Source organism: Evansella tamaricis, assembly GCF_019042215.1.
Classification (GTDB): domain Bacteria; phylum Bacillota; class Bacilli; order Bacillales; family Salisediminibacteriaceae; genus Evansella; species Evansella tamaricis.
The window spans coordinates 17,268-42,803 of record NZ_JAHQCS010000134.1 but is presented as its reverse complement, the minus strand read 5'-3'; the positions used below and the strand labels follow the sequence as shown (position 1 = coordinate 42,803).

28 protein-coding genes are annotated in these 25,536 nt (G+C 37.7%); 12 read left to right on the top strand and 16 right to left on the bottom strand.

Annotated elements, in window-relative coordinates; translation table 11 throughout:
- Positions 1-430: 430 nt before the first annotated feature.
- The 3 genes from KS419_RS16805 to gpr form a co-directional block, all read right to left on the bottom strand.
- Complete coding sequence (locus KS419_RS16805) at positions 431-859, bottom strand: hypothetical protein (RefSeq protein ID WP_217067549.1); 429 nt, start codon at positions 857-859, stop codon at positions 431-433.
- The gene (locus KS419_RS16800; protein ID WP_217067548.1) at positions 859-2,070 is read right to left on the bottom strand and encodes a stage II sporulation protein P; all 1,212 of its coding nucleotides are present in this window, start codon (positions 2,068-2,070) and stop codon (positions 859-861) included. The genes KS419_RS16805 and KS419_RS16800 overlap by 1 nt, the downstream gene beginning before the upstream one ends.
- Positions 2,071-2,250: 180 nt before the next feature.
- Positions 2,251-3,417 (bottom strand): GPR endopeptidase, encoded by a 1,167-nt coding sequence (gene gpr, locus KS419_RS16795; RefSeq protein WP_217067547.1) that lies wholly within the window; start codon positions 3,415-3,417, stop codon positions 2,251-2,253.
- A 202-nt stretch (positions 3,418-3,619) separates the two neighbouring features.
- Between gpr and rpsT the strand changes: the two genes are divergently transcribed.
- Entirely contained in the window at positions 3,620-3,886 is a 267-nt protein-coding gene (gene rpsT, locus KS419_RS16790; protein WP_217067546.1) for a 30S ribosomal protein S20, read from the top strand.
- A gap of 58 nt (positions 3,887-3,944) precedes the next feature.
- On the opposite strand, the gene holA is transcribed toward rpsT, so the two are convergent.
- A complete protein-coding gene (holA, locus tag KS419_RS16785; protein ID WP_217067545.1) occupies positions 3,945-4,970 on the bottom strand; it encodes a DNA polymerase III subunit delta in 1,026 nt (341 codons plus the stop codon).
- 410 nt (positions 4,971-5,380) lie between these two features.
- Between holA and KS419_RS16780 the strand changes: the two genes are divergently transcribed.
- Positions 5,381-5,518: a YqzM family protein gene (locus KS419_RS16780; RefSeq protein WP_217067544.1), complete on the top strand. Its 138-nt coding sequence runs from the start codon at positions 5,381-5,383 to the stop codon at positions 5,516-5,518.
- Positions 5,519-5,615: 97 nt separating this feature from the next.
- Here the strand turns inward: KS419_RS16780 and KS419_RS16775 are convergent, their stop codons facing one another.
- The 3 genes from KS419_RS16775 to KS419_RS16765 all read right to left on the bottom strand — a co-directional run bounded on the left by KS419_RS16775 (position 5,616) and on the right by KS419_RS16765 (position 9,307).
- Positions 5,616-7,913 (bottom strand): DNA internalization-related competence protein ComEC/Rec2, encoded by a 2,298-nt coding sequence (locus tag KS419_RS16775; protein WP_217067543.1) that lies wholly within the window; start codon positions 7,911-7,913, stop codon positions 5,616-5,618.
- Positions 7,914-7,993: 80 nt separating this feature from the next.
- A complete protein-coding gene (locus KS419_RS16770) occupies positions 7,994-8,560 on the bottom strand; it encodes a ComE operon protein 2 (RefSeq protein WP_217067542.1) in 567 nt (188 codons plus the stop codon).
- Positions 8,561-8,668: 108 nt separating this feature from the next.
- Positions 8,669-9,307 carry a helix-hairpin-helix domain-containing protein gene (locus KS419_RS16765; RefSeq protein ID WP_217067541.1) on the bottom strand — a complete coding sequence of 213 codons (639 nt, stop codon included), beginning with the start codon at positions 9,305-9,307 and terminating at the stop codon, positions 8,669-8,671.
- An 81-nt stretch (positions 9,308-9,388) separates the two neighbouring features.
- Here KS419_RS16765 and comER point away from each other — a divergent pair, with 81 nt between their 5' ends.
- Entirely contained in the window at positions 9,389-10,234 is an 846-nt protein-coding gene (gene comER, locus KS419_RS16760; RefSeq protein WP_246594219.1) for a late competence protein ComER, read from the top strand.
- 53 nt (positions 10,235-10,287) lie between these two features.
- On the opposite strand, the gene KS419_RS16755 is transcribed toward comER, so the two are convergent.
- From KS419_RS16755 to yqeH, 7 genes are read right to left on the bottom strand one after another with little or no spacing between them, the layout of a single operon-like run.
- A complete protein-coding gene (locus KS419_RS16755; RefSeq protein ID WP_217067539.1) occupies positions 10,288-11,025 on the bottom strand; it encodes a class I SAM-dependent DNA methyltransferase in 738 nt (245 codons plus the stop codon).
- 35 nt (positions 11,026-11,060) lie between these two features.
- Positions 11,061-11,417, bottom strand: coding sequence for a ribosome silencing factor (rsfS, locus tag KS419_RS16750; protein WP_217067552.1), 357 nt, complete (start codon positions 11,415-11,417; stop codon positions 11,061-11,063).
- 7 nt (positions 11,418-11,424) lie between these two features.
- Positions 11,425-11,997 (bottom strand): bis(5'-nucleosyl)-tetraphosphatase (symmetrical) YqeK, encoded by a 573-nt coding sequence (gene yqeK / locus KS419_RS16745; protein WP_217067538.1) that lies wholly within the window; start codon positions 11,995-11,997, stop codon positions 11,425-11,427.
- A complete protein-coding gene (locus KS419_RS16740; protein WP_217067537.1) occupies positions 11,990-12,568 on the bottom strand; it encodes a nicotinate-nucleotide adenylyltransferase in 579 nt (192 codons plus the stop codon). The genes yqeK and KS419_RS16740 overlap by 8 nt, the downstream gene beginning before the upstream one ends.
- A 12-nt stretch (positions 12,569-12,580) precedes the next feature.
- Positions 12,581-12,874 (bottom strand): ribosome assembly RNA-binding protein YhbY, encoded by a 294-nt coding sequence (gene yhbY / locus KS419_RS16735; RefSeq protein ID WP_217067536.1) that lies wholly within the window; start codon positions 12,872-12,874, stop codon positions 12,581-12,583.
- Positions 12,875-13,708, bottom strand: a complete 834-nt coding sequence (aroE, locus tag KS419_RS16730; protein WP_217067535.1) for a shikimate dehydrogenase — start codon at positions 13,706-13,708, stop codon at positions 12,875-12,877.
- A 50-nt stretch (positions 13,709-13,758) separates the two neighbouring features.
- Complete coding sequence (gene yqeH / locus KS419_RS16725) at positions 13,759-14,874, bottom strand: ribosome biogenesis GTPase YqeH (RefSeq protein WP_217067534.1); 1,116 nt, start codon at positions 14,872-14,874, stop codon at positions 13,759-13,761.
- 547 nt (positions 14,875-15,421) lie between these two features.
- Between yqeH and KS419_RS16720 the strand changes: the two genes are divergently transcribed.
- Positions 15,422-15,562, top strand: a complete 141-nt coding sequence (locus tag KS419_RS16720; protein ID WP_217067551.1) for a sporulation histidine kinase inhibitor Sda — start codon at positions 15,422-15,424, stop codon at positions 15,560-15,562.
- 19 nt (positions 15,563-15,581) lie between these two features.
- Here KS419_RS16720 and KS419_RS16715 read toward each other — a convergent pair whose 3' ends face one another.
- Positions 15,582-15,806 (bottom strand): hypothetical protein, encoded by a 225-nt coding sequence (locus tag KS419_RS16715; protein ID WP_217067533.1) that lies wholly within the window; start codon positions 15,804-15,806, stop codon positions 15,582-15,584.
- 328 nt (positions 15,807-16,134) lie between these two features.
- Here KS419_RS16715 and KS419_RS16710 point away from each other — a divergent pair, with 328 nt between their 5' ends.
- The 7 genes from KS419_RS16710 to mnhG are packed head-to-tail and all read left to right on the top strand — an operon-like array spanning position 16,135 to position 21,880.
- Positions 16,135-18,525 carry a Na+/H+ antiporter subunit A gene (locus tag KS419_RS16710; protein WP_217067532.1) on the top strand — a complete coding sequence of 797 codons (2,391 nt, stop codon included), beginning with the start codon at positions 16,135-16,137 and terminating at the stop codon, positions 18,523-18,525.
- Positions 18,522-18,947 (top strand): Na(+)/H(+) antiporter subunit B, encoded by a 426-nt coding sequence (locus tag KS419_RS16705; protein WP_217067531.1) that lies wholly within the window; start codon positions 18,522-18,524, stop codon positions 18,945-18,947. The genes KS419_RS16710 and KS419_RS16705 overlap by 4 nt, the downstream gene beginning before the upstream one ends.
- A complete protein-coding gene (locus KS419_RS16700) occupies positions 18,947-19,285 on the top strand; it encodes a Na(+)/H(+) antiporter subunit C (RefSeq protein ID WP_217067530.1) in 339 nt (112 codons plus the stop codon). Before KS419_RS16705 ends, KS419_RS16700 begins: the two co-directional genes overlap by 1 nt.
- A complete protein-coding gene (locus KS419_RS16695) occupies positions 19,278-20,768 on the top strand; it encodes a Na+/H+ antiporter subunit D (RefSeq protein ID WP_217067529.1) in 1,491 nt (496 codons plus the stop codon). Before KS419_RS16700 ends, KS419_RS16695 begins: the two co-directional genes overlap by 8 nt.
- 5 nt (positions 20,769-20,773) lie before the next feature.
- The gene (locus tag KS419_RS16690) at positions 20,774-21,250 is read left to right on the top strand and encodes a Na+/H+ antiporter subunit E (RefSeq protein WP_217067528.1); all 477 of its coding nucleotides are present in this window, start codon (positions 20,774-20,776) and stop codon (positions 21,248-21,250) included.
- Positions 21,250-21,531, top strand: a complete 282-nt coding sequence (locus KS419_RS16685; RefSeq protein ID WP_217067527.1) for a Na(+)/H(+) antiporter subunit F1 — start codon at positions 21,250-21,252, stop codon at positions 21,529-21,531. Before KS419_RS16690 ends, KS419_RS16685 begins: the two co-directional genes overlap by 1 nt.
- Positions 21,512-21,880 (top strand): monovalent cation/H(+) antiporter subunit G, encoded by a 369-nt coding sequence (mnhG, locus tag KS419_RS16680; protein ID WP_217067526.1) that lies wholly within the window; start codon positions 21,512-21,514, stop codon positions 21,878-21,880. The genes KS419_RS16685 and mnhG overlap by 20 nt, the downstream gene beginning before the upstream one ends.
- 46 nt (positions 21,881-21,926) lie before the next feature.
- Here mnhG and KS419_RS16675 read toward each other — a convergent pair whose 3' ends face one another.
- Positions 21,927-22,703, bottom strand: coding sequence for a phosphatidylserine decarboxylase (locus KS419_RS16675; RefSeq protein WP_217067525.1), 777 nt, complete (start codon positions 22,701-22,703; stop codon positions 21,927-21,929).
- A gap of 226 nt (positions 22,704-22,929) precedes the next feature.
- Between KS419_RS16675 and KS419_RS16670 the strand changes: the two genes are divergently transcribed.
- The gene (locus KS419_RS16670; protein ID WP_217067524.1) at positions 22,930-25,512 is read left to right on the top strand and encodes a CBS domain-containing protein; all 2,583 of its coding nucleotides are present in this window, start codon (positions 22,930-22,932) and stop codon (positions 25,510-25,512) included.
- Positions 25,513-25,536 lie beyond the last annotated feature (24 nt).

Here is a 25,536-nt window from a genome sequence, read left to right as displayed (position 1 = left end):
GCTTTCCTGTAAAGCACGGAAGGTAATTCTTTCTATCTCTTTCATTGTGATGTTAGGTATGGTATCTTTCATAGTAAGGGTCCTTTCTCTTTGTACAGTTGGTTTCTTGGTCGTTACTTACTATACAAAAAGAGGATCCTTTTTTCATGTGATGTGCTCACACCTACCGCGCTTTCGCTTGGTGTCCTTGGTGACGAGTGGGGAATAAAACCACTTCCCCACTCGTCACCAAGGTTACATATTCTTCCTTAACTTACTTTTTTTCCACCCACAAACATTTTACTCTAACTTTAAATTAGTATTGCATTTCTAGAGATTCTCATTTAGATTTTGTAATATTTGATTTCCGAATCACATCATATGTTACACCTAAAAAAACACGCCTAAAGGATAGGCGTGTTCCAATACCATACTCTACGATTCGATTATATCATTCACCCACAAGAGAAAAGAGTTTTCGAAATGTCCCTTCAAATACCCCCGCTGTCCGTAAACCCATTTCGGAAAAAAGGTTTCCTGTATCCACTACATGAAGTTGTTTTTCCATTAAATCCCTTTGGATGTCCACACCTTCCAACAAATCTTCCAAAACCTCTTCTTTATCAGGATTATAGATCACAAGATGCTCTCCATCCTCCATGTGGATTTTCAAGTCTTGTGATTGGTCCTGTTCTTTCAATTTGAAAGGAGGGGAAGGTGACTCCTTTTCCTCTTCCTCTTCTATCGTTTTTTCCATATCCGTTTTTTTAAAAATAGAGTCAGGTCCTTCCGTCACATGGTTGGAGTAAACGATTCCGAAGATAAATCCAAGCATTAACACAGCAGACAGCAACAGAAACTTTGTGAATAGTTGGACCATTACTCATCCTCCTCTGGTGTACCTGTAACGATACCGTCATGTACTTCCCAATAATAATCACTAAATACTTCTGCAAATACCTCAACTGAACGATACACTTCCTCTAACGAATTATCCACACCGCCAAACTCAATTAAAATCGAATTGGGAGAAATATCTTGGTTGTATAGACCATTTCTACCTGGTCCTTCCCTTGTTGGATCAAAGACACCTCTTGATAATCCTGGCTTAATCCTCTCAATTTTAGCATGGAGATTTTCCATTAATTCCTGGTTAAGCTCATGATTTTCATTACTTCCACCGAGAACAAATAATATCCTTGCATACTCTTCCCCATTAATTTCTACCGTCGTCACTTCCCTGCGCTGACTATCACGATGGAGATCAAAGTAATATTCAAACTCACCGTGCTCTTCTATTGCTTCAAGTAAAACCTCACGTGACATACTATAGGAGCGGGAATATTGCCAGCCACGGTCCACTAGCTTTGCATTGATGTCACTCTTATCCACTTCAGTACCAATTCCCCGTTTTGCTAACTCAATTCCTAGCCTTTCCCCAACGAGGGTGATGTTTACCGAACCATGGAATGCATTATTAGAACTTGTTTTGTCAACGTCCTTTAATTCCGGGAAATAGGATTCCCTATTGTGGGAATGCATGATATGGACAATATTATCTAATACTTCTAACTCACTGTCTTCCATTTCTTCTCGAATCTGATCCATTTCTTCCAATCTTTCTGTGGCAGCTTCCCTTTCTGCCATCAGGATTTCCATTGGTGGTGCTGATTCTACTGGCATATGGGTGAAATCCACCCCTTCACCTGCAACAAGAATGCGTCCATCGAATTGTGCGAATCCAGGTAATTCTCTCCCCAAAAGACTTCTGTGATCTCCTGGATCTATACTTGTCATTAATTCGAACACCGTTGCTGAAACAGAGGGAGGGGAGTAATCCTCCGGTAATGCTTGCGTAAAATAAGGATTTTCCATTCCCATCATATATACAAACAGTTCCTTGGACATACCTCTGCTTGCATCGTTAATAGAAGCTGAGGATAGAGAATATCCTGGTCCAAAAGCTGTTAAAATGGATACAAAAAAGAATAGAGATACTATTCCCATGATTAAGGAGAAAATGCCCTTCTGTATGCTTGTCCCATTTGAATGAATATAACGTTTTTTCCTCCGTTTTGGCCTTTTCACCATTGGACTTTCATCCTTTCATCAACTGTCTCATGAAGATATTTATGATGAAAAATATGGATTTAGACCTTATTCCAAAAATAAATTGGACAAGCATGTAGCTATTAGGATTACACAGTTTTTAACTTAGGAAAGAACCTAGGGATAATCCGCTAGGTTCTTCACAAATACTCATTTAGTTAGTTAATGCGTATAAGATCCAACATTATCTTGGTTAATCGCCCCATGAAGGGCAGCATTTAACCCTTGAGCTAAAACATTCCCCATATCTTCAATAAATGCATCCACCTCTTTTGGTGTAACCATCAAGTTTTGACCTAATGGAGCAAGGACTTCTTGAATTAACTGACGTTTTTCCGAATCGTCTAAATTACCTACAATTCCCATGTACTGTTGCCTTTCCTGCTCCCCAGGGAGATCTTCCTCTGTAAGTTTCCGTTTCTCCCCAAAACTCATTCCGGCAGGTGCCAAAGAACGTCTTGGATTTCCTTGATCCCTCACTTCTCTCCCAAAATGCTTTAAGACAAAGTCAATCGTATCGCTCGTAATCGATACGGCATCCACTACTGTTGGAATTCCAACTGCAATCACTGGTATTCCAAGCACTTCTTTAGAAAGTTCCTTTCGTTTATTCCCAACTCCAGAACCTGGATGTATTCCCGTATCAGATATTTGTATCGTTGTGTTTACTCGCTCGATCGACCTTGATGCTAGTGCGTCAATTGCAATAATGAAGTCTGGCTTTACCTTATCAACCACTCCCCTAATAATATCACTTGTTTCAATACCGGTAATACCCATTACCCCTGGAGTTATGGCACTCACAGGACGATATCCCTCTTGAACATTCTCAGGCTGCAATTCAAATAAATGGCTGGTTACCATTAAATTATCGACCACAAGGGGTCCTAAAGCATCTGGAGTAACGTTCCAATTCCCTAAACCGACAACAAGACAGCGGGCATCTGGATTAATTCCTATTTCAGTTAAGAATTGACTGAATTCCCTCGCAAAAACTTCTTCTACTCTATCTTGCAACTCCGTATCCTTCTGCCGAATTCCTTGTACTTCAAAGGTTAAGTATTGACCTGCTTTTTTGCCAATCTGTTCTTGTGCCACTTCTGATATATCCACCTTCGTAATTTTGATCCCATCTACTTCTTTATCTTTTACAACCACCCCATCAATTGTTTCCCTCTGTTGCCCTTCTTGTTGTTCCTTCTGAATAGGCGATTGTTGTTGCTGTTTATTTTCTTTCTTCCCTCTGTTCTTCTCTAAAAGCATTTCATGTGCTTCCACTGCCAAGTCTGTTCGAACCTGAAACTGACTTAAATCTAATTCCTTATTCACCATAATCACCTCTGTTTTTAAATAAGTATTCTTTTCGCAATTCGGCAATCTTATACTGATTTCCCTAAAGTATAAAGAAGGTTTACTTGACACCTACAACATTTTCTATTGCTTTTTAAAAACGCATTTGGTACAATCCTTAGTGTTGCACGGAAATAGAAACGTTATTACGTATTAAGGTTGCATCAAGGAGGTGAATCGGATGGCAAACATTAAATCTGCTATCAAACGTGTTCAAACTAGTGAAAAGCGACGCGCTCAAAATGCTTCTTTCAAATCAGATCTTCGCACAGCTGTCAAAACGTTTAACACAAAAGCTGATAATAAAGATGTTGAAGGTGCTAAGCAAGCATTCTTGGTGGCAACCAAAAAACTTGATAAAGCAGCTAATAGAGGTCTTCTTCATAAAAATGCAGCAAACAGACAAAAATCTGCATTGCAAAAGCGTTTGAACGAAGTATCTGCATAAAAATTATCTTCTTTTTAACAAGAAGTAGGCATTCACCAATGAAGTGAATGCCTTTTTATTATCCAACTTTACTCCGTTTTGAGAAAAATAATTCTACTGCAAGGAATTTATCGATTTGTCCTGTCTTAATTTTATAATCCATCTCTGCTAATTGATCTAATAAGTCCAGTAGTTCTTCATCCTGAAACCCAGACGCTTGTCCAGATGCTAATTTCACCACATAAGGATGTAATTTGAGCTGACCTGCCATTTGCTTTTGAGAATACCCTTGTTGTGCTAATTGTTTCACTTGGTATAAGATTCGAAATTGCCTAACCATCAAGGAGATAATTTTCAATGGCTCTTCCTTTTGTTTAAGTAAATCCAAATATATAGCCCAGGATTTTGCAATATTCCGTTTTACAACACCATCTACTAAAGAAAAGATATTTTGATCCAATGATCTTGAAACTAACGAATTCACATGGTTTATTGTTATTTTTCCCCCATCACCAACGTATACTGCTAACTTCGCCAGTTCCGATGCCATCATCATCAATTGGGCACCTGTTAAAGTAATTAATTGATCTATGGCATTGACGTCCATTTCCACTCCATGTTCTTTCACTCGTTCTGTAACCCAAATATGTAATTCCTTTTCTTCCAAAGGGGATCCGTCTAAAAACACCCCATTCTTTTTGGCCAGTTTCACTATCTTTTTTCGTTCGTCCAGTTTTTCATAAGAAGCAACGATGACGAATACTGTTTCCGGTGCCGGATTCTCTAAGTATCCTTCTAATTTCTTTATGTCATGTTCTATATTGCTTTTTTCCTTTGCCGTACTGTAAAAAAAAGCGTCTTTAATAATAACAATTCTCCGTCCACCCATAAAAGGAAACGTATAAGCTTCTTCAATAGCTGTTTCCACAGAATATTCCTTCATATCATACTTGGATAAGTTGAACTCACGTTCCCCTTCAGACAATCCAGCAGCTACGATACGATGTACTGTATCTTCAATTAAATAGTCTTCTGTACCTGATAATAAATATATTGGTGATATTGTTCCTTTTCTTAAACTTTTAACGATATCTACATACGACAAGGCAAAATCTCCCCTCTCACATCTTCATAAGTAGTGTATCACAGGAATAGAAAAAGGGAAGGAAAACAGATTATGTTTCCTCCCCATTTATGATAAACGCCATTGCAAAGTACCTAGGATGCTCCGCGATGGCGATAATCCGTATTAACTCTTTATCTCTGTATTCGTTATCTTATCCTATGCAGTATACTTCTATAGGTGACAACTCTTTACAGAAAAGAATATGTATACTGGCGAAACCCCATCGTAAAGGTTTTCCCGTCATTCTATTGGAAGCCATTAAAACTCATATCCAAAAAGTACATATTAAAGGTGCTAACAAGCACAAAACAATTTTGCTCTAAATAACATTATCTGTGGATTTTTTTTTCATGTTACCGTATACTAAATTGGTGACAGGAGGGATTAAGATGAACGAATTTGAAAAGAGTGTACAGTCAAAACGAAATGATGCCATTGACAGTGGTGTAGGCTTTATTGTATCTTTCGGATTTTTTGTGACAATCTTCATCATTGCCCAAGTGATTGAGTTTTTCGGTACACGATAAAGGATCAATTTATTACATAGTAGGTTAAAGTCTCAGGGGTTTATTTATCATGTTTAAACACGTCTTGTTGAAAAAGACGTGTTTTTTAATGTTCATCCTAATCCAAATTACTTTCTTCTCTTTGGACCTTAACGGTTGCAATACCTTTCCGCATATAAATTTGAACTGCCCCATGATTATCTGTTCGAAAAACAGGGATGTTTCTTTCTTGAAACCTTTCTAAAACATCACGATGTGGATGGCCAAAACGATTGTTTTTTCCAGCGGATACAATCGCCATGTCTGGTGTCCAGTGATCCAGGAACTGGTCAGTGGAGGAAGTTTTACTTCCATGATGACCCACTTTTAATATATCAATATCCATCGGTAATCCAGATCTAACAATTCTTCTTTCTCCACCTTCCTCCAGATCTCCAGTAAATAAAATCGAAATTCCTTCGATAATGGCAAGAATGACAATCGACCTATCATTTTCATTTTTTTCATTACCAGCAGGATTTAAGACAAAAAATGTTTGTGAACCATCTTCCCAGTGATCCCCTTCTTTCGTCCATTTCCAGGACTTACTGTTTTCATACGTACACTCCAATTGCCCTTTAACTTCTTCAGGAATCTTTTCTGATACTGGGTACAATACTTCCTCTATCTTAAATCTTTTGGAAAGATAACAAGCTTCACCTGCATGATCAATATGGCCGTGAGTTAAAATAAGTCGGTCAATTTTCCCAATACCGTTCCCTTTTAAAAATGGTTCAATGACGCGCTTTCCTGGACCATCTTTAACATCCCCCTCCTCTCCCCAAACCATAATCCCACCTGTATCAATGACATAAATACTTTTTCGATAGGGAAGTTCAATGACAATGCTGTCCCCTTGACCAACATCGAGGACAGTTACTACACCATGCGGTCTCAAGTATGGAAGAGCTACTTGTAAACATAACAAAAAGAGTAGCAATAAAACTGACCATGATGTTAAATTCTTTTTCCTTTGATCCAACGCAAAAAAAAGCATCAAAATAACAATAAACAGAAATATCATCATAGTGGGTGACGGTTGTCCAAACACTACCATTAGTCCATTGCTACTTAAAATGAAATCCATAATACTGTGCATTATCTCCAATAAGTTAGCCGCTAGATAGAATGAAACTTCCCCCATGAAAGGTATGACCTGTAAAAGAAAAACAGTGAAGAAGGAAAGGGGAAGAAAAAACATGGATATAAATGGGATAAACAATAGATTAACCGGTAATGTCAATAGGGAGACTTCGAAGAAATGATAAAGAGTTAATGGCAACGAAATAAGTTGTGCAACAAAAGTTACTTTTAGCAAAATAACCATATTATTTTTACCGTTTAAAAGTCTATTCGATACAAGGAGTGCAAAACTAGTTAGGAAAGAAAGTTGAAAACCTAAGTGAAAGATAAGATAGGGGTCATAAATAAGTAAGCTAATACATACGAGGGATAAAATAGTCAAAGCCGTTACTTTCTTTTTCCAAATAGAGAAGAACAAAAAAATCATACACATAACAGAGGCACGAGCAACAGATGGTGCTCCCCCAGCAATCATGATATAAAATGGTAATATGAGAATTAAGAGTATACTTGCTTTTTCCCTTGTTAGTCCCAAACGGACCAGAAAATAATAAAGGGAAAAGGTTACTAAACCAACATGGAGTCCTGAGACTGCTAACAGATGAAGGATACCAAGCTTTTGATAATCACTTAATCGCTCCTGTGGAATGAAAGAACGATCCCCATATACTAATGCGATCATCATCGCTGCTGTTTCCTGGTTTTCCATTTTTTTTAGTGTAGTAATCCCGTGTTTTCGAAGTTGATGAATGTTTCTGGATAGGAAGGTACCGTTTTCAAAGGAACAGGAATCTTTTTTCACTTCCCCTTGTAAAATCCAGTGTATTCCTTGATGTTTCAAATAAGATCCATAATTAAACCCATACGGATTTCCTGCAGGATGAGGAATTTTTAATGTCCCCTTTATATGACACTTACTCCCGTATTGCGGGATGAATTCCTTTTGATTTAGGAAGACTTGGGTTTTCTCCCCATTTTCTAATTGGTACTGAAAAGACCACTGTGAAGAGGATGTTAAGGTAGGTTCTGTCATCACATTTCCAATAAAACTTGTTTCTTCACCATGTAGATTTGTTTCATCACCTTTTATTTTCCAATGACCAAATACAAAAAATAGCATAAATATAACGATAGCGATAAACAAATTTTTCAAAGAGTTTTTAGATCGGAAGGAGACGATTAGAGGAATGGAACCGAATGATAGAATAATCCAAAACCAGATGGAGATACCATTAAAAGCTAATAGTAATGCGGCAATCGCCACAAATGGTTGACAATAAAACCGATTCAGCAAAGGCACACCTCAATTCTCTTTTTAGTTTTCTAGGCTCGTAAATTTGATGCAAAAGGGGGAGGCGGAACTATCTTCCCGCCTCAAGGGGATGTATACAATTTATTTGCATGATGCTTTAACGTCTGTAATTCTTCTTCGTCCAATCCAAGTCTTTCTAATTGGGAAAGGAGTTCAGCAGTAAATTTGAGTTTATCATGATTATTCCGATCTAGGACCATCTCTTCCAATTCCACATGTTCAATCATCACTCCCGCTTGTTTAAACAGTTCTATAGCATAGGGATGATTTTTATAATCTGTCGCATAATAAACCTTTTTAATCCCTGCTTGAATAATCGATTTACAACAATTTAAACAAGGAAAATGTGTTACATAGATTTCTGAACCTTCTGTTGCCACTCCAAACTTAGCACACTGTAATAAAGCATTGACTTCCGCATGAATCGTTCTTACACAATGATTATCAATGACATAACAACCATCATCAATACAATGTACACCACCGGAAATGGCACCGTTATATCCCCCTGCAATAATTCGTTTTTCCCGGACAATCGTTGCTCCTACCATCAATCTGCTGCACGTACTTCTCAGAGCTAACAAATGACTTTGAGCCATGAAGTATTGATGCCATGATATTCGTTCCAAGGGAGTTCCCCCTTTCTGGGTAATTGGTTGCGATAAAGTTTGTTCACATCATTAGTTTAGACACGCCTGCCCCAATGGTCAAATGTTATTTCAAAATGATCAAACATTTTAAGGAATAGTTAGATGGTCACGCATGTTTTCCATTGTTTTCTCACCTATTCCCGGAACATTAACCAAATCTTCCACTGTCTTAAACGGTCCGTTTTCTTCACGATATTGAATTATCGCTTGTGCTTTCGCAGGCCCAATTCCGGGTATTTTAACTAAGTCTGTCTCGTCAGCTTGGTTAACTCTTATTTTTCCATCTTCTTTAGACGTTGATAACCCTTCCGAAAGAAACGTTCCATCCTCTTCTGTCCCAATGGTTGGAACAAAAATAACCATTTCATCGTAACATTTTTCAGCAAGATTCAATCCCCTCTCTTCCGCAAGAGAAGTAAAACCTCCTGCTTTTTGGATAACATCAAACACTCTATCCCCTTCTGTCACGACATAGATCCCCGGCATTTTCACCTCCCCTTTAATATCCACTACCATATTCGGAATAATTTCTTCCCCTGGCACGAGGCTTTTTTCCCCAATATCTTCTATACTATCTTCCCATGGTAGCAGAAGTCCTTCTACTTTTGGTTCACTTGGTTCCTTGGTAAACGTTTGATAAAGGATGGTCAATCCAATACCAATTGCCATACAAAACAGACCTGTGAGCAAAAACAAACCTTTTTTTTGTAATTGTCTCCAATACATAAAACTCATCCTTTCAATTCATATTCTTTCTTTCATGTCATACAATGGTTAAGAGAGATGTTTTCGAAGGAGGGGAAACGGTTGAAGAGAATAGGCTTCATCGGTACAGGAAGCATGGGGAAAATTATTATAGATTCTTTCCTTGAGGCCCATGCAATGCCCCCGGCCAATGTGACAATCACGAATCGTAGCCTTCATAAAGCACACGAGGTGGCATCTAGACATAAAGGAGTAACAGTCGTAGAAGATGCTCAATCGGTGATTGAGCAAAGCGATTGGATATTTCTATGTGTTAGACCTCTTCAAATGATTCCATTATTGGAGGAAGTAGACCACATATTAACGAAGGACAAAACTCTTATATCCATTACTAGTCCTATTTTAGTAGAAGAACTGGAGGAAATTATTAGTTCACACGTGGTTCGGTTTATACCTAGTATTGTTAATAGAGGCCATGAAGGCCCATCTTTAGTCACATTTGGAAAAACAATGTCAGAGGAGATGAAGGAGGAATTTCTAACGTTCTTTCAATTCATTTCAAGGCCAGAAGTGATAGAAGATCGGATAACAAGAGTTGCTTCTGACATTGGTTGTTGCGGTCCTGCCTTTTTAAGTTTTTTAGTGGAAAACATAATTCAAGCTGCTGTGGATGAGACAAACATTTCAAAACAGGAAGCCACAAACATCATGGAATCCATGCTCATTGGCTATGGGGAATTGTTAAAACAAAAACACTTTACACTTGAAACACTTCGAGAAAGGGTAACAGTTCCAGGAGGTGTAACAGGAGTCGGTCTAGAGGCTTTAAAAGAAGGAATCTCCACAAAGAAAGTGTTTCATCAACTATTTCAGAAAACCCATGAAAAATTTGATGAAGACCGGTTTCTCGTGCAAAAACAGTTAACAATACAAGAAAAAGAACAGTAAGAGAACAATGAGGTTGTCTCAGTAGGTCAAAAAGACCTAATGAGATAGCCCCTTTATTTTATCCCTTTAAAAAATATTCGTTCTTCCTGTCCAGTGAAGCTAGTTTGGCCGAAGTTACTCGTAATTTCAATTTGATGAAAACCAATTTCCTGTAACCATCTCGAATACCGGTCTGGGGGAAATGTCCGTTGAAAAAGTTCTTCATCCATTCGCTCATATGTACCATCCTCCCGTTTCACGAAAAACGTCAAAGCATGTTCCACACTTAATGGAAATTCACCTGGATGACAAAACCACAAATAAGTTAAATCTTGGCGATCTTCCCCATACAGCTGGCCATTAAACACATGTTCTAGTTTAAATGGAGAATGAACATCAAATAAAAAAACACCACCGGACTTTAACGAATTATAAATACATTGAAATGTATTTTTTACATCTAATTCATCAGAAAGATAATTTAATCCATCACAAAATAATGTTACACCATCAAGATCTTGAAATCCATCTAATTTTCTCATATCCTGATGGAAAAGTGGAACTTGTTGCCCAGATTCCCTTATTTTTGCTTCAGCAATAGAAAGCATGTCTCTTGAAATGTCAGAACCAGCTACCTTATATCCTGCCTTCGCCAGTAAAATGGTTAAAGTACCTGTACCACAGGCTAAATCTAATACATTCCCATGTGGAAGGATACGACTAGTGGTATATTCTAACCATTTTCCATAAGGTGCATCTTCCATTAATGTATCATAGAAAAATGCAAAGTGTTCCTCGTTACCTTTATTCATTTTAATATCAAACTCCTTAAAAAGCACAAATTCCCCTAGGTATTGAGAACTTGCTCCACAGTCATCGTCGGGGCATCACCCCATAATTTTTCAAGATTATAATATAATCGCTCTTCCTTATGAAACACATGGACGATGACATGATTTAGGTCAATTAGAACCCATCTTGATTCATCTATACCTTCGAGTCTTTTTAAATTAAGTCCTTCCTCTTGGGCGCGATCTTTGATTTCTCTCGCGATAGCTTCCACTTGTTTCTCGGAATTACCATGGCAAATGACAAAATAGTCAGCAATTAATGAAATGCCATCCATATTCAAAATAGTTATATCTGCTGCCTTTTTATCATCTGCTGCACGTACTGCCAGATCTAACACATCATTTGTATTAATCAATGTATTATTTCCTCCTTTTTATGTTTAAGCAATAGTCATTATAGGCGTTAAACGTATCTGGGTAAATGGGGATTTCCTTTTTCACCAGGAAATCTATCGTGTTCCTCAAAGTGAGAAAACAAGCCATATCTAGATCCTTTTCGGCCCAGTCACGGACTTCATTAACTGCTTCAAATGTTCTTCCCGGCTCAATATAATCGGCTAAAAAAACTACCTTTTCCACTTGAGTCATCTTTGCTCTCCCAGTGGTATGATATTTTATGGCGGTCAAAACATCTTCATCATTTACTTTTAACTCCTGTTGAACATAGTATGCACCAACAAAGGCATGAAGAATTTCATCACCATATAATAATAAATCAGTGCGGAGACCTTTTTCCTTAATTGTTCTTCTCATTTCCTCAATGGGACGGTACTTTGCATAATCGTGGAGAATAGCAGCTAATCGTACTTTCTCCACATTAACATGAAAACGTTGCGCCAATTTTGCAGCTTCCTCCACTACCCTTTCGGTGTGTTCAAACCTTCTTTTTTTTAAACTTTGCCGGACGGCATGGAAGGCCTGTTCTTCATTCATATAAACCCCGCCCTTTGATAATTCCATAAACTTCCTTTACCAATAAAAACCGATTCAACTTCTTCTCCCTGATTTTTTCCCTGATGGAAGAGGAAGAGACGTCAATTGTTGCCCCATCTATAATGGTAATTCCATTAGGGAGATCCATTCTGTCAGCCACTTCAATCCCAGGTCGTCGAATGACAATAAAAGAAACTAAAGATAATAACTTCTCACTATTATGCCACTTGTGTAATGTTCCAAGGCTATCTTCCCCAATAATAAAGAAAAATTCTGTATTGGGATGTAACTCCGTCAACTCTGCCATCGTGTCAGCCGTATACGATGGACCCTCTCGTTGTAATTCAATTTTGCACAATTTGTATTGATGGTGCTGTCGAACCATGATTTCGATCATTGCCATTCGATCCACAACTGTTGTGTCGCTTTCTTTTTCCTTATGTGGTGGAATTCGATTTGGCATCCACCAAATCTCATCCATACTCATCTGTATTCTCACTTCTTCCGCCATCAGTAAATGCCCAATATGAGGGGGGTCAAATGTGCCTCCTAAAATACCTACACGTTTCATGTTTCCACCTCTTTATGATGGCAGTTCAATTGTCTTCTTTTCCCTCGACTCCTTATAGAAAACAATTGTATTTCCTATGACTTGGACGATATGAGCTTTCGCCCCATCTGCAATAGATTCCGCCACTTCTTCCTTATCTTCCTCACAATTTTGCAAAACACTTACTTTAATAAGTTCCCTTGCTTCTAGCGCATCCCAAACTTGTTGAATTAAGTTTTTATTTACCCCACCCTTTCCAACTTGGAAAATTGGCTTTAAATGATGTGCTTTACTTTTTAAATAACGTTTTTGCTTGCTTGTTAACATTTAACTTCCTCCCAATTGACGTAATACCGTTTTTCTCATTGTTGCAATTGGAGCTTTTTCTCCTGTCCATCGTTCAAAGGCTAAGGCTCCTTGATAGACAAACATTTCCACCCCATTCAGTATATCTGCACCACTCTTTTCCGCTTCTTTTAACCATTTCGTCTTTATTGGGGTATAAATCAAATCGCAGACGAGAGATCCCTTCTTTACATTCGTTAAGGATAATGGCATGTTCTCTACTTCTGGTTTCATCCCAATAGAAGTCGTATTAATAATGATGTCATATTCCATTAAGTTCCTTGCTGCATCCTCTAATGAAATAGAGGTGGACTGAGTATATCTAGAACAATTTCGAGCCAGATCTTCCCCCTTTATAACTGTCCGATTGGTTATGGTGATCTCCTTTACACCATGCTTAGCTACTGCTAAAGAAACGGCTCGGGATGCTCCCCCTGCTCCTACGGCAAGAACTTTCTTTTCTCCAATATTACCTATTCGTTCAATAAGTGACCTCACAAAACCTTCTCCATCAGTATTATACCCCTTCAATTTACCATCCTCATTTACGATGGTGTTTACTGCACCAATTTCCTTAGCTAGTTCATCCACCTCATCTAGATAAGGAATGACAGCAACTTTATGGGGTATTGTTACATTGATGCCTCTAAATCCTAAGCTGCGTACTCCGTCAATCGCCTGCTTAAGTTGCTCTGGTTGAACTAGAAATGCATGATAGGCCATTTTCAAACCTAGCTTTTTAATGGCAGATTCATGCATTTCAGGCGATAAGGAATGACTGATGGGGAACCCTATTACACCCATAACTTCCTTCATAGGATCAACCCCTTTTTAATATAGGCTATTTAAGGCTACAAAGCCTTTATTTAAAAAATAGATGGCCTGACGCTAACATGAACACCTTTCGGCGCATACGTGCGGACAGTTGCCCCTTTACCATGTACAGTAATCCAACCTAAACCTGAATAAACAATATCTTGTTTATCTTCATCTAACTTCCATTCCTGCTTTACAAGGGGAGGGAAAAACTCAACATTCTCTTTAAATGGCGGTGAGAGTAGCCCCCCTAAATGATTTTCATATAACTCATCCGCTTTTTCTAATTTTGTACGATGAATAGTTACTTCATTCGAAAAGTAGCATACAAATGATTGGTCCTCACCATGAATAAAGTCAAAACGCCCCATCCCTCCAATAAACAATGTCTGCTCGGGTGATAATTGGAAAACTTTTGGTTTCACTTCTTTCCTTGGCGAGATTATTTTTAACTCCTTCTTATCTAATAAATGTGCCATTTGATGATGATTAATGATTCCCGGTGTATCAAACAAGGATGCTCCATCATCTAACGGTACATCGATCATATCCAATGTGGTTCCAGGTATATTGGAAGTCGTAATCAAAAATTCATCATCTGCTCCAAATTCTTTTAACAGACGGTTAATAAACGTGGATTTCCCTACGTTTGTACATCCCACAACATAAACATCGCGATCTTTTCGGTATTGTTCAATCAAATTGGCAGTTTCCAATACACCTTCTCCAGATTCTGCACTCATGAGATGAACATCTGTCGGTTTTAACCCGTACTCTTTACTGACCCGCTTCATCCATTGAATCACTTTCGCCCGTTTTACGGACTTTGGCAAAAGATCCACTTTATTTCCAACTAAGAGAATTGGATTTTTCCCGACGAACCGCGGAAGTCCTGACAACCAACTTCCATCGAAATCAAAAATATCGATAACCTTTACAATTAAGGCATCCTTTTTTCCTAATTCATTTAAGATTTTTAAGAAGTCATCATCTGTTAAGGAAACATCTTGAACTTCATTGTAATGCTTTAACCGAAAACAGCGTTGGCATATAATGACATCCCGTTCCAACGCTGACTTAGGTGTATACCCTATTTTGTCTTTTTCATCCGTTTGAATCTTTATTCCACATCCGGAACACATGATGGGGTGAGTTTCTTCTTCCATATAGATCCTCCTATGGCACTCCTAGTTTGTGTAAATTATAAGAGTCTCGTCCACATTATTTCGTTTCTATTAGTATATCCGTTTAGGAGCAAACATTAACTCCAAAATCCTACCTTTACCTATCATAATAATGTTTAGCAAAGATTACAAATGTAACTATATTTTACTAACCAAAAAATAAGTCTTTATGATGATAGATTAAAAAAATGATAAAAACTTTTCGACATTTTTTTCCAAAGTCAAACAATTGTGGATAACATTATACACATATTCACCTATAGTTTAATACGTTTTCTTTTGTTTATTTACATGATATCCACAGGTTGTCCACTGGCGAATGTGGAAAAGTAGTCCATTGAGAACGTAAGTATAACGTGGTATCATCAACATCACAAAGACATATAAGGGCCTGTTTCGTACAGGCCAATTACCATGAATCCATATGAGATAGAGTATATAAAGAGGTACCTAATGTCTATACTGGACAACCTATGTTCAAAAGGTAAAACTGCGGGGAGGTGAAGCTGCCATGGGGCGGCAAGGAGCTATGCGATATTTGTCGGATGATTTATTACTGGAAACTTATTATAAAGCACGTGAACTTAAACTGAGCAAAGATTTTATTACACTTGTGGAGCAAGAACTAAATCGGCGTTCAATCCAGGATAAATATACAAAAAGTTCATAAAACCGTTTCTCTAACGTATTTATTCTAGTCTTTCAAGGGGATCAGTATCATTCCTGCCATTCCGGATATATTCCCTTGGTCTAAACTTTCTATCTTTTCGGTTCTCACCAAAAATTAAACCGTGTATCTCATCCTCATGAATCTGTTTACCTACAATTTGATTTGTTGCATCTAGATGGAAAGGTAATGCAATAAATAACAATAAAAGAAAGACAGAACATGCATATACTATTTTTTTATTCAAACCGTATCACCTCATTATAAAGGATGGTACGGTTTTCCTTATTTTATACTACCTTTATGTTCTCTCTACCAAAATTCCAATGATTCCAATTATCCCCTTTAAACAATAACTAACCAACTATTTTTTATTACAGTAAAAAAAATTTTTTAAGTATTTTTGTTGTCTTTCTTCATATTTAATAATTCACAAGAAACCGGAGTATCCTAAGTTGGTAAGAGATGCAAGGATAAGAATTTTATATTATAATTTTACATACGCTTAAATGGGGAAATCCTTGGTAAATCCGTGTTTAATAAGGGAATCATTTTTTATAAAGGAGGTAAATCATTTGTCAACGCTTCATTATTTAGTTTTAGCACCCTTCATTATGGCAATATTTGTTCCTTTTTTATATAAAATACGCCATATACATACAGGGTGGTTTGTTCTAGCTCTCCCCCTGGTACTGTTCCTATACTTATTGCAATATATTCCCATTGGAGTATCAATGGTTCCGGTGGAGGAAATTGTTCCATGGGTTCCACGAGTAGGCATAAACTTTTCTATTTACTTAGACGGACTTAGTCTATTATTTGCCCTTTTAATTACGGGAATAGGTACTTTAGTTGTTCTGTATTCTATTTTCTACATAGCAAATAAAAAAGACGAACCTTTAAACAATTTTTACGTCTACTTGCTTATGTTTATGGGGGCAATGCTTGGAGTTGTCTTGTCCGATAACTTAATTGTAATCTATGTATTCTGGGAACTTACAAGCTTAGCATCTTCTTTATTAATCGCTTACTGGTTTCATAAGGAAAAATCACGTTACGGTGCTCAGAAATCCATGCTCATTACTGTAACAGGCGGATTTGCAATGCTAGCGGGTTTCTGCCTCTTATATATTATGGCTGGATCCTTCAGTATCAGGGAAATTATTAGTTATTTTGCACAAGTAGAGTTCAACGAATCTCTATTTATTCCAGCAATGTTATTAATCTTATTAGGTGCATTTACTAAATCAGCCCAATTCCCATTTCATATTTGGTTGCCAGATGCTATGGAAGCACCGACTCCTGTAAGTGCCTATCTCCATTCTGCAACGATGGTTAAGGCGGGGATTTATTTAGTGGCTAGGTTCACACCTGTTTTTGGAGGAACACCAGAGTGGTTTTGGATTATTACTAGCTTTGGCCTTGTGACCCTTATATGGGGATCCATTTCCGCCGTCAGACAAACTGATCTAAAAGCTATTCTCGCTTTTTCAACCATTAGTCAGTTAGGTTTAATTATGGCTTTATTAGGACTAGGTTCCGCATCCTTTTTGGACAGTGTTGCAGAAGTAGCTATCATCGCTGCGATTTTTCATCTGATCAACCATGCCACCTTTAAAGGAAGCCTGTTTATGGTAGTTGGTATCGTTGATCATGAAACAGGAACAAGGGATATTCGAAAACTGGGTGGTCTCATGGCCATTATGCCAGTTACATTTACCATATCTTTGATTGGAATAGCCTCAATGGCAGGCTTACCCCCATTCAATGGATTCTTAAGTAAAGAAATGTTCTTTACTGGGGTGTTGGAAGCAACGACCTTATCTGTGTTTAATGTTGGTACATTGGGTATCATCTTTCCTATTGTAGCGTGGATCGCCAGTATCTTTACTTTTGTTTATTGTTTAATTATGTTCTTTAAAACCTTTACTGGTAAATATCAACCTGAAAAATTAGAAAAAGACGCACACGAAGCACCGATTGGTTTACTTTTATCTCCAATTGTTCTTGCGTCCCTTGTGGTGATTTTCGGATTATTTCCGAACATGTTATCTTACACCATTATCGAGCCAGCTGCTCAGTCCATACTACCGTATATCGTTGATCCGTATATAAATATCTATCATTGGCATGGACCGAATACAGAATTGTTCATGACCATAGGCGTTGTCCTATTTGGTGTGTTAGTATTTATTAACTTGAAACGTTGGCAGGAAGCTACATTCTTCTTACATGAACGGGATCCATTAAACAGAGTGTATGATGGAGGGTTAGATGGCCTTGTTTCCGGATCCAAGCGTGTAACAAATCTTCAATTAACCGGTTTATTAAGGGATTATTTCGTCTATATGAGTGTATTTATGATCCTGCTATTAAGCTGGACGTTCTTCCGATATGATGCATTGGCATTTGACTTTACCAATGTATCAGAGATTTCACCATATCTTTGGGTCATTACATTAGTATTAATTGGCGCAACGATCAGCATTCCATTTATTCAACACCGAATTACAGCTATTATCGGTGTTGGAGTAATCGGTTTTATCGTAGCACTGCTGTTTGTCGTATTCCGAGCTCCAGACCTAGCATTAACACAACTCCTAGTGGAGACGGTCATGGTTGTTCTGTTCTTACTATGTTTCTACCACCTGCCAGAACTTAGGAAGGAGAAGTTTAAACCAAAGTTTCGAATGACCAACTTGGTGATTTCCATTGGTATGGGAGCGATTGTAACTCTTATTGCATTTAGTGCCCACGCCATGAGGCATAATTTAAACTTTACTCCTATCTCCCAATATTTTGTGGAGAACTCGAAGCCATTAGCAGGGGGATACAACATGGTAAACGTTATATTAGTTGATTTCCGTGGTCTTGATACTTTATTAGAAGTGCTAGTTCTCGCTGTTGCCGCTTTAGGGATTGTCGCTCTCATTAAATTGAAAGTAAAGGAGGGGCAGGACGTATGAAAACAAACTTTTTAATGCTCCATACCATAACAAGGATCGTTTCCTTTATCATATTGTCCTTCTCAATCTTTTTATTTTTCGCAGGGCACAACAATCCAGGTGGAGGATTTATCGGTGGCTTAATGACCGCATCTGCGCTCCTCCTCCTTTACATTAGCTTTGATATAAAAAAAATCAAAAAGGCCATACCATTTAACTATTCAACAGTTATAGCTATTGGGTTGTTAATTGCGATTGTTACAGGGTTAAACAGTATTTTATTCGGAGATCCTTTCCTGACACAGTATTTCGAGTACTACAATGTTCCTGTTTTAGGGGAAATTGAACTAACAACAGCACTGCCATTTGACCTTGGAATCTATTTAGTGGTTGTGGGTGTCGCCCTGTTATCCATATTAACCATTGCGGAGGATGATTCATAATGGAGATATTAATGATACTAACAGTTGGTGTTCTCGTCTCCGTAAGTACGTATCTTTTATTAACAAAGAGTTTACTTCGGGTAATCCTTGGAATCGTACTCTTATCGCACGGAGCACATCTCCTGTTTTTAACGATGGCAGGATTAAAGGAGGGAGCACCTCCACTACTGGGGGAAGAAGCGGCTTCCTATGCTGACCCATTACCTCAAGCGCTTATTTTAACAGCGATAGTAATTGGGTTTGGGGTAACTGCTTTTCTCTTGGTTCTAGCTTATCGAACTTATAAAGAGCATAAAACAGATGATCTTGATCAATTAAGGGGTAGTGCAGATGAATAATATCGTATTACTTCCTGTCTTGATACCTTTTATAGTAGGAGTATTCCTTATCCTGCTGAGAAAGCAAGTACACTTACAACGAATTATAAGTGGTGTAACTGCATTTTTTCTCGTGTTTCTAACGGTGTTTATTACCTATCAAATTTATCAAGACGGGATTATAACTATCGAATTAGGGAGTTGGGAAGCACCATTTGGAATCGTCCTTGTGGGGGATTTATTCTCTGGAATAATGATAGTATTGGCGAGTATTGTCGCTGTTGCCTGTTTATTCTTTGCTTTCTTAACGTTACACCCTGACAGGGAAAAATATTATTTTTATCCATTCTACTTTTTCCTTTTAACCGGTGTAAATGGATCATTCCTGACGGGAGATATATTTAACCTTTTCGTATTCTTTGAGGTAATGCTTATCTCTTCCTTCGTTTTAATCGTCATGGGTGGAACGAAATATCAACTGCGAGAATCCTTTAAATATGTAGTTATCAGCACATTTGGATCCATGTTTTTCGTTATTGCCGTTGCTTTACTCTACTCTGTAACTGGGACTTTAAATTTTGCCCATTTAGCAGATCGGATCAGCCAGGTTGATTCCGCTGATTCAGGTATTCTGACGGTTATTGCAATTCTATTTTTGATTGTGTTTGGTTTAAAAGGTGCCTTAGTCCCACTCCATTTCTGGCTTCCAAATGCCTATTTTGGACCACCTACAGCTGTCGCTGCATTACTCGGTGGACTATTAACCAAAGTGGGAGTTTACTCGATTATGAGAACATATACATTGATTTTCAGTCATAATCAGGATTTCACCTTAAACATTATTTTAATATTAGCTGGTTTAACCATGTTTATTGGTGTACTAGGTGCTGTCTCTAAGTTCGATTTCAAGAGAATATTAGCGATTCACATTATCAGTCAGGTTGGATACATGATTATGGGATTAGGGATTTTTACTCCCCTCGCCATCGCTGGATCCATTTACATTATTGCCCATAACATGATTGTAAAAACTGCACTATTTTTATTTTGCGGTGCCACAGAAAAAGTTACAGGGACAACGAATTTAAAGAAAATGAGCGGGTTATTAAAAACACACCCTTATCTCGGGTGGATGTTCTTTATTGCTGCCATATCGCTAGCTGGAATACCACCATTAAGTGGATTCTTCAGTAAATTCGCCCTCGTATTAGCAGGGTTAGAAGAGCAACATTATTTTATTGTTTTTGTCAGTTTAGTGGTTGGACTTTTAACACTATTCTCCATGGTGAAAATTTTTATGTATGTTTTCTGGGGCTCACCATCATTAACACCTGAAGAAGCGAAGAAGCGAAAAGTGGGAAAACTGTTACTTCCGGGAATTCCCCTCGTGATCATCAGTTTCCTCATGGGTGTTCTAGCAGAACCGATGTTTATTCTATTATTTGAAACTGCTGAACAAATGTTGGACCCGTCAATCTATATTAATTCTGTACTTAAGGAGTAGGTACTATGGCATTTCAAATCCTGCTTAACATTTGTATTGCGCTTATTTGGATGTTATTAAGGAATGAATTTTCCGGAGTGGAATTTCTGATTGGATATTTGGTAGGACTACTTTTACTATTTGTCTTGAGACGTTTTCTTCGCTTTGACTTTTATTTCAGAAGGGTCATTGCGATCTTCAAGCTAATGTTTCTATTTACCTATGAATTAATTTTGGCAAACATCGACGTAATCAAAATCGTATTAAGTCCTAAAATGGATATACAACCTGGGATTATTGCAGTTCCATCTGACCTTGAAACAGACTGGGAGATAACATTATTGGCTTGTCTAATCTCTTTAACACCTGGTACTCTTTCAATGGATTTCTCCGAAGATGGGAAAACTATTTACGTCCATTCCATACACGTTCCTGATAAGGAAGCAGCCATTAAACAAATTCATAATACGTTTGAAAAGGCCATTATGGAGGTGACGAAGTAATGGTACATACAGTATCTTTAATTGTATTGTTCTTTATGTCCCTTTCCATTTTCGTCTGTTTTATCCGATTTATCATAGGGCCTACACTATCTGATCGTGTCGTTGCGCTAGACACTATTGGTCTGAATCTTATTGGTTTTATTGGTGTCATTATGATTATTCAAGAAACAATTGCTTACGCGGAAGTTATCCTTGTCATTGCAATCTTGGCCTTCATAGGCTCTATCGCATTAGCTAAGTTTATTGAAGGGGGTGTCGTTCTTGACAGAGATAATCATTAGTATCTTTTTACTCATCGGGGGCGCATTAAGTGTCTTAGGGTCCATTGGGATCATTCGATTCCCTGATGTATACGGAAGACTTCATGCGGCGACAAAAAGTGCCACCTTAGGAGTCATTAGCATTATGATAGGCACCTTCTTATTCTTTCTATTCGTTGAAGGGATTTTTGTAGGCAAGTTCTTATTAACCATCGTTTTCGTTTTTCTTACGGCACCAGTTGCAGGATTCATGATTTCAAGATCTGCTTATCGAGTTGGCGTGAAGCTCTGGGACAAAAGTATACAAGATGACTTAAGTGGACACATGATTCACGAGAAAAAACAAACTCAACAAAAGGTAAAAACATAATTGGAAAGCCCTCTCAAACATTGAAGTTTGAGAGGGCTTTTTATAATTAAATCCAGCTGGCGATCTCTTCCCCTTGTTTAACGTAATGGGGAACAGTCCTTTCTGTAAATGATGGCTCAACCATTCCCTTTTCAAATAACAAAATAACACTTGATCCAAAAGAAAAATAGGCCAACTCTTCCCCTGTTTCTATCTCTTTCTGATGATGAGTGGGATGAACACTGTTCACATTCAATGCTCCAATTTTCACCATGGCCATACGTTTACCAATTTGTTCTATCTCCGTTACAAGACGATAATTATTTGCTAAAGGCTCCTTCCCTAATAAAAGACCCATTTGATTAACAGGCTCCGAATACTTTCCTAGAGCCCACCTTTTAACAACGTTCCCGCTGATGGGACTGTGGATTCGGTGATAATCTTTTGGGCTCAAATAGAATAGCATATACGTACCACCGAGATATCGGTTCGTTGTATTCGGTAATCCAAGCATTGTTTTTAATGAATAATGCTTCTCTTTCACTTGAAATGTTGCATCTTCCGTAACGATTCCCATTTGGGATAACAGACCGTCAACAGGACTAACTATGACATCCTTTGCGATCGGTCGCATCCCTGTCTTTAATTTACGTGAAAAAAATTCATTTAATGATTGATACTTATTAACATGCCCTTCCATTTCTTCTTGATTAATCTGATAAAACCTCGAAAAAGACGGGATCATTTTTCTGCTGATTTTAGAAGTTGTGAATGATTTAATTACTTTTGTATAGATTGGATTTCGCGTTAACTCCACCATTGATTTGTATAAATGTTTTTTCATCTATCCTACTACCTTTCTACAATTAGTTCCTTATATCATTTGTAGTTGCTCCCATTTTTCCTATGGTATAATTATCCTCTCAGAACTAATAATTTGAAATAATTATATTTCATACTTCTTTATCATTTTAACACTTTTATTCTTTAAACATGAACAATTGTTATATTATAGAATGTAGTAAAACATTACAACTTCTTTTACTAAGGAGAAGAAAGGAGGAATTACAGTGCAGATTATTGCTTCCCACACCAATTTAGACTTTGATGGATTGGCTTCCATGGTAGCTGCAAAAAGACTATATCCACAGGCAGAAATGCTTGTCCCTGCAAAACTTAGTCCAGATGTGGAATATTTTTTAGCGATCTACAAAGATACATTTCCATTTAAACGAAGAAAAGATATAGATTGGAATCTTGTTTCCACGGTTATTTTAGTTGATACGAACGTCATCTCCAGGACAGGTGACATAAAACAATACATCCACTCCCACATGAACTTCATTGTATACGACCACCATCCACATTCTGAAGATACTGTTATAGCGGAGAAAAGTATCATAACATCCGTGGGGGCAACCGTCACATTACTAATTGAGGAAATGCAAAAAAAGCAAGTAGAGATCACTCCTTTTGAAGCCACGATTTTTGCATTAGGTATTTATTCTGATACTGGTTCCTTTACATATAATCAAACATCCTCCAGAGACTTATTAGCTGCTGCCTGGTGCATGGAGAAAGGTGCAAACTTAAATGTGATCGGACAATATAAAGATGCCAGCTTAACGAAAGATGCCCAACACCTCTTACAAAATTTATTAGACCAATGTGAAACACTTTCTATCGATGGATTATTAATACTCCTTGCTACGTTCGATCAAAAGTTTTATACCGGACATCTCGCTTCCATAACGAGAAAGTTAATGGAAATTACCGGCACAGATGCAGCCTATTCCATTGTTAAGATGGGGGAGAAACTATTTATTACTGCAAGGTCCGCCTCCGATAGAGTTAGTGTATTACCTGTTATTCAGAGGTTGGGAGGTGGGGGACATTCAAAAGCTGCTTCCGCGATGAAAAAATCAGTAACTATCTCTGAAGTTCTTCCTGTTATTAAGGAGTTGATTCCATCTGCTATTAAACCATCTATTACAGCGGCAGATATTATGTCAAGTCCAGTTAGAGTAGTATCTCCTGAAACAAGCATAGAAGTAGCCTCCAAGATGCTTTACCGCTATGGACATACTGGATTTCCAGTAGTAGATGACGAGAAACTAATCGGGATCATTTCCAGAAGGGACGTTGACAAAGCGTTACATCATCATTTAGGACACGCTCCTGTGAAAGGATATATGAGCCGAAAGCCAATAGTGATAAACCCTGATGAATCTTTGGAAACCATACAGGAATTTATGATAGAAAAACAAATTGGAAGGTTACCTGTAATTGACAGGGGAGAATTAGTTGGTATTGTCTCCAGAACAGACGTTATTTCTGTCATGCATGGAAATATACCTTACGAACGAATATCAAGTACAAAAGTTCCATTAAAGCGACAAATGAAAGATAACATGGAGAAACAACTCTCTCCTGAAGCGTATGAATTACTTACTTTTATTGGAAAAGAAGCAGATAGTTTAGGAATGAAAGCTTATTTAATTGGTGGGATGGTTAGGGATTTATTAATGTCTCGAAAAAATGAAGATATGGATATCGTTGTGGAAGGGGATGGTATTACCCTTGCAGATCATCTGCAACAAAAATATGGTGGTCATGTACGTTCCCACGAAGAGTTCCGGACCGCAACCTGGAAGTATTCCTATGCTTTTAAAGTGGACCTTACAAGTGCCCGAACGGAATATTATGATTTTCCTGCTGCATTGCCGAAGGTAGAACTGTCCACCATTAAAGAAGACTTATTCCGACGTGATTTTACCATTAATGCAATGGCCATCTGCCTCCATCGAGATGAATTCGGAGAACTGATTGATTATTTCCATGGATTTGAGGACTTAAAACAACGTCAAATAAGAATTCTTTATAATCTCTCGTTCGTGGAAGATCCCACTAGAATATTACGTGCAATACGGTTTGAAAGTCGATTTCACTATGCCATGGATCAACAAACGGAAGCTTTAGCTGTGGAGTCTGCCAACAACCTCTTGTCCGTCTCTAAATCCCGTATTGCCAATGAACTATCACGTTTATTCATGGAAGAAAACCCCCTTTTTAGTGTGAAACGCTTTGTAAAACTTGGCTTGCTCCCTTTTTTAATTAAAGATACGGATACTGAAACTATTATCCTGCAAAGAATAAAACGTTTGTATGATGCTGTATATCGAATCAAGAAATCTGAGGTGCAAGTAAATAATTCTTTATGGATCATTTATGTGTTATTTCTGACAACTATTAAAAATAAAAGTTGGATGGAAGTGGAGAAATATTGTCTAACCAAAGAAGATATGAAATTATTGAGCAACCTACAGCTTCTCCTAAAAAGCGACCCCCTACTAGACTGGAGTTATCATGCTACTAAAGATGAATGGCATGAAGTATTTTCAGAGTTCGAGGTGGAAGTTTTGATTTCCTATTTTTCCCTTTATCCAAACGTTTTGACACAAGGCTGTGACTATTTAATTGCCAGGGAAAAACTAACATCTATTATTACTGGAGAAGATCTTATAGAAAATGGTTTTGATCCTGGTCCCCATTTTAGGAAACTATTATTAGAATCTGAAAAAATACAGTTAAATAATCCAAAGATAACGTCAAAAGAGATAATAGAACATTTAATCTCTAGGAATGATATATAAGTCCATTTATTTCATTTACAACAG

Bases quoted from the DNA above. Each gene is read 5' to 3' on its own strand.
- KS419_RS16740 (WP_217067537.1), bottom strand. From the start codon at position 12,568: ATGAAACGTGTAGGTATTTTAGGAGGCACATTTGACCCCCCTCATATT.
- KS419_RS16695 (WP_217067529.1), top strand. From the start codon at position 19,278: ATGAATAATATCGTATTACTTCCTGTCTTGATACCTTTTATAGTAGGA.
- KS419_RS16705 (WP_217067531.1), top strand. From the start codon at position 18,522: ATGAAAACAAACTTTTTAATGCTCCATACCATAACAAGGATCGTTTCC.
- KS419_RS16765 (WP_217067541.1), bottom strand. From the start codon at position 9,307: ATGTATTGGAGACAATTACAAAAAAAAGGTTTGTTTTTGCTCACAGGT.
- rpsT (WP_217067546.1), top strand. From the start codon at position 3,620: ATGGCAAACATTAAATCTGCTATCAAACGTGTTCAAACTAGTGAAAAG.
- KS419_RS16720 (WP_217067551.1), top strand. From the start codon at position 15,422: ATGCGATATTTGTCGGATGATTTATTACTGGAAACTTATTATAAAGCA.
- KS419_RS16675 (WP_217067525.1), bottom strand. From the start codon at position 22,703: ATGAAAAAACATTTATACAAATCAATGGTGGAGTTAACGCGAAATCCA.
- KS419_RS16755 (WP_217067539.1), bottom strand. From the start codon at position 11,025: ATGAATAAAGGTAACGAGGAACACTTTGCATTTTTCTATGATACATTA.
- yqeK (WP_217067538.1), bottom strand. From the start codon at position 11,997: ATGAATGAAGAACAGGCCTTCCATGCCGTCCGGCAAAGTTTAAAAAAA.
- aroE (WP_217067535.1), bottom strand. From the start codon at position 13,708: ATGAAGGAAGTTATGGGTGTAATAGGGTTCCCCATCAGTCATTCCTTA.
- yqeH (WP_217067534.1), bottom strand. From the start codon at position 14,874: ATGGAAGAAGAAACTCACCCCATCATGTGTTCCGGATGTGGAATAAAG.
- KS419_RS16780 (WP_217067544.1), top strand. From the start codon at position 5,381: ATGAACGAATTTGAAAAGAGTGTACAGTCAAAACGAAATGATGCCATT.
- KS419_RS16690 (WP_217067528.1), top strand. From the start codon at position 20,774: ATGGCATTTCAAATCCTGCTTAACATTTGTATTGCGCTTATTTGGATG.
- KS419_RS16800 (WP_217067548.1), bottom strand. From the start codon at position 2,070: ATGGTGAAAAGGCCAAAACGGAGGAAAAAACGTTATATTCATTCAAAT.
- KS419_RS16700 (WP_217067530.1), top strand. From the start codon at position 18,947: ATGGAGATATTAATGATACTAACAGTTGGTGTTCTCGTCTCCGTAAGT.
- KS419_RS16805 (WP_217067549.1), bottom strand. From the start codon at position 859: ATGGTCCAACTATTCACAAAGTTTCTGTTGCTGTCTGCTGTGTTAATG.
- KS419_RS16685 (WP_217067527.1), top strand. From the start codon at position 21,250: ATGGTACATACAGTATCTTTAATTGTATTGTTCTTTATGTCCCTTTCC.
- yhbY (WP_217067536.1), bottom strand. From the start codon at position 12,874: ATGTTAACAAGCAAGCAAAAACGTTATTTAAAAAGTAAAGCACATCAT.